The following is a 2,792-nucleotide window of genomic DNA, read 5'->3' on the forward strand; positions in this document are numbered from 1 at the left end:
TAGGATAAAAATTAATTGTGGCATCTTATTGTCCTCCTCCACTAGCAGTCGCAGCTGCGGCGCCTTCCTCATCGTCTTGGATTTTATTTAGGCAAATAACAAGGGCAATCATGGCTAGGGTGTAGTCCTCATCATAAACTGTAAGGGCGTATTGGTCAGTAAGGGAAATAAATTTCCTGTTAACCTCACCAATCTTTTGCCCATCAAGACTAATTACAAAATTATAGTCCCAAATAGATCCCTTTAGATTAATTGTTCCAAAATCTGTATCTACATCAATTGACTTTCTAAGTAGGGTAAATCTTTGGTTTATAACCATTTCTGACCCGTCTTCAAAGCTTACAAAAAACTTTGGCAAAAGGGATAGGATTTTCTTTTCAATCCTAAAAAGCCTTTGCCTATCAGGTCCATAGACCGCTGCCCTGTAGCCCATAAAGGTGAAATCTTGGTCGAGATAAAAAGAATCCTTGCCGTCTTCGTCCTTTATCCAATACTTATCTGTGATTTTAAATAATTTTTCCTTAAAAATATATCTTTTCATTTTACATTCCTTTATTAATTTCTTACTTACTATATAATATGATTATTGATATTATACTATAAGAAAGGATTTAAAAAATGGAAATTACTACAATTACAGAATATATAAAAAATCTTGTGAACACACCATCACCAACAGGTTTTACTAAGTTTGCTGAAAAATATTTGATGGATGAATTTACAAAATTAGGCTATGCGCCATACCAAAACAATAAGGGCAATGTAATAGTTCCAATCAATGAGATGGAAGGTGATAAGGGACTTTTGCTTTCTGCCCATATTGACACCTTAGGGCTTATGGTTAGGTCAATTAAGGAAAATGGAGCTTTGAGAGTGACTACTCTAGGTGGTTTTCCTCTTAATTATGTAGAATTTGAGAATGTGAAAATCCACACCCGCTCTGGCAAGGAATATACAGGTGTTGTAAGACTTAATAACCCAGCAGTTCATGGGTCAGATGATCCAAGAGAAGCGAAGAGAAATGACGAAACTATGGAAGTTGTAATCGATGCTATCACTCATTCTAAGGAAGAAACTGAAGCTTTTGGCATAGGAAACGGTGATTTTATTTCTCTTGACCCAAGATTTAGGATAGACAATGGCTTTGTGAAGAGTCGCCACCTTGATGATAAGGCGAGTGCAGGTATTTTATTAGCCCTTGCTAAGGAAATCAAGGAGAAAAATATAAAAATCAATCGTCCGCTATACATGATGTTTACCATCTATGAAGAAGTTGGCCACGGGGCTGCATCAGGTCACCCAGCAGGAATTAGGGATATGGTTGCAGTCGATATGGGAGTTGTTCACGATGATTTAACTTGCGATGAATTAAAACTTTCAATTTGTGCTAAAGATTCATCAGGCCCATACAACTACGACCTTACAAATGATCTTGTAGACATCGCCAAAGAATTAAATCTAGATTATGGCTTAGACATTTACCCACACTACGGTTCAGATGCTTCAGCTGCTGTAGCAAGCGACTACGATTATAGGCACGCCCTAGTAGGCTGTGGGGTAGCAGCAAGTCATGGATATGAGAGGACTCATGAAAAAGCAATAAAGTCATTGTTTGACTTACTTGTTATTCTTGTTAGTAGATAAGGAAAGATATGTTCAGAAAAATTAGAAAAGTCAAAAATGAAATTGGACCTGAAAAAATAAAAGAAATTCTAGCAAAAGCACCTAGGGGAGTTCTTGCCCTAAATGGAGATGATGGTTATCCTTACGGTTTCCCTTTGAATTTTGTATATGATGAGGAAAACCAGTCACTTTACTTTCATGGCACCAAGACTGGCTATAAGATTGACTGTATCAAAAAAAAATCCTAAGGCCTGTTTTACTGTAGTGTTAGAAGATGGCCTGGCAGATGATGGTTGGTCAAAAATTACATCATCTGTAATAGCCTACGGACTTGTTGAAGAAATAGACGACCAAGACTTTGCTAGAGAAGCCTTGATAAATCTTGCTAAAAAATATTACCCAAACGTGGACCTAGTCCACGAAAATATGGCGGCAGGCTTTAAGAATACAAAGATCTTAGCGCTCCATATTAGCTATATGACAGGTAAAAAAGTAAATGAAAGATAGGAAATTCTAAAAACCTCCCGCCAAGGGAGGTTTTACTTTGCTTATTTATACATATCAAGTTTTTTCAATAGTTCGTCTATTTCATCGATGATTTGTCCGATGAAGTCGATTGCATTTTCTATTGGTTTGGTGGTTGTCATGTCAACACCAGCAGCTTTTGCCAAATCTATTGGGCCCATGGATCCGCCTAGTTTTAGGACTTCTAGCCACCTTTTTCTGTCTTCGTCTGTGCCGTGGACTATTTTTTCTGAAATGGCTGTACCGATTGTAAGGCCGGCTTGGTAGGTGAAGGAATAAAGTCCCATGTAGTAGTGAGGTTGTCTCATCCAGGTTAGTTCTGCTCCTTCGTTTAATTTAACACTATCACCCCAGAATTTTTCTAGTTTTTCTTTAAAAATAGCGTTGAAATCTGCAGCTGATAGGCTTTCACCTTTTTCTACTCTTCTATAAACTTCTCTTTGGAAAGCTGCCTCAAGGTAGTGGGTTACGAAGTTATGGTAGTAGGTTTTGCCAATCATGGTTGATAGAACCCAGAGTTTTTCCCTATCGTCTTTGGCTTTTTTCAAGAGATATCTTTCCATAGTGATTTCATTAGCTGTTGATGGAGCTTCGACGAAGTACATGGACATATCGCATGATAGGGCGTTTTGGTTGGCGTTTGA

General features: G+C 37.8%; 5 protein-coding genes. 3 read left to right on the forward strand and 2 right to left on the reverse strand.

Going from position 1 to position 2,792, the window contains the following annotated elements:
• Positions 1-25: 25 nt before the first annotated feature.
• On the reverse strand, positions 26-574 hold the full coding sequence (locus tag RQ893_RS08935) for an LURP-one-related family protein (protein ID WP_311482664.1): 549 nt from the start codon (positions 572-574) through the stop codon (positions 26-28).
• 44 nt (positions 575-618) lie between these two features.
• Here RQ893_RS08935 and RQ893_RS08940 point away from each other — a divergent pair, with 44 nt between their 5' ends.
• From RQ893_RS08940 to RQ893_RS08950, 3 genes are read left to right on the forward strand one after another with little or no spacing between them, the layout of a single operon-like run.
• A complete protein-coding gene (locus RQ893_RS08940; RefSeq protein ID WP_311482660.1) occupies positions 619-1,644 on the forward strand; it encodes a M42 family metallopeptidase in 1,026 nt (341 codons plus the stop codon).
• A gap of 8 nt (positions 1,645-1,652) precedes the next feature.
• Entirely contained in the window at positions 1,653-1,871 is a 219-nt protein-coding gene (locus RQ893_RS08945) for a pyridoxamine 5'-phosphate oxidase family protein (RefSeq protein WP_311482661.1), read from the forward strand.
• Complete coding sequence (locus RQ893_RS08950; RefSeq protein WP_311482662.1) at positions 1,822-2,130, forward strand: pyridoxamine 5'-phosphate oxidase family protein; 309 nt, start codon at positions 1,822-1,824, stop codon at positions 2,128-2,130. The genes RQ893_RS08945 and RQ893_RS08950 overlap by 50 nt, the downstream gene beginning before the upstream one ends.
• A 41-nt stretch (positions 2,131-2,171) precedes the next feature.
• Here RQ893_RS08950 and RQ893_RS08955 read toward each other — a convergent pair.
• A partial coding sequence (locus RQ893_RS08955; RefSeq protein ID WP_311482663.1) for a M3 family metallopeptidase occupies positions 2,172-2,792 on the reverse strand: 621 nt, incomplete at its 5' end.

The organism is uncultured Anaerococcus sp. (genome assembly GCF_963510915.1).
Taxonomy (GTDB): domain Bacteria; phylum Bacillota; class Clostridia; order Tissierellales; family Peptoniphilaceae; genus Anaerococcus.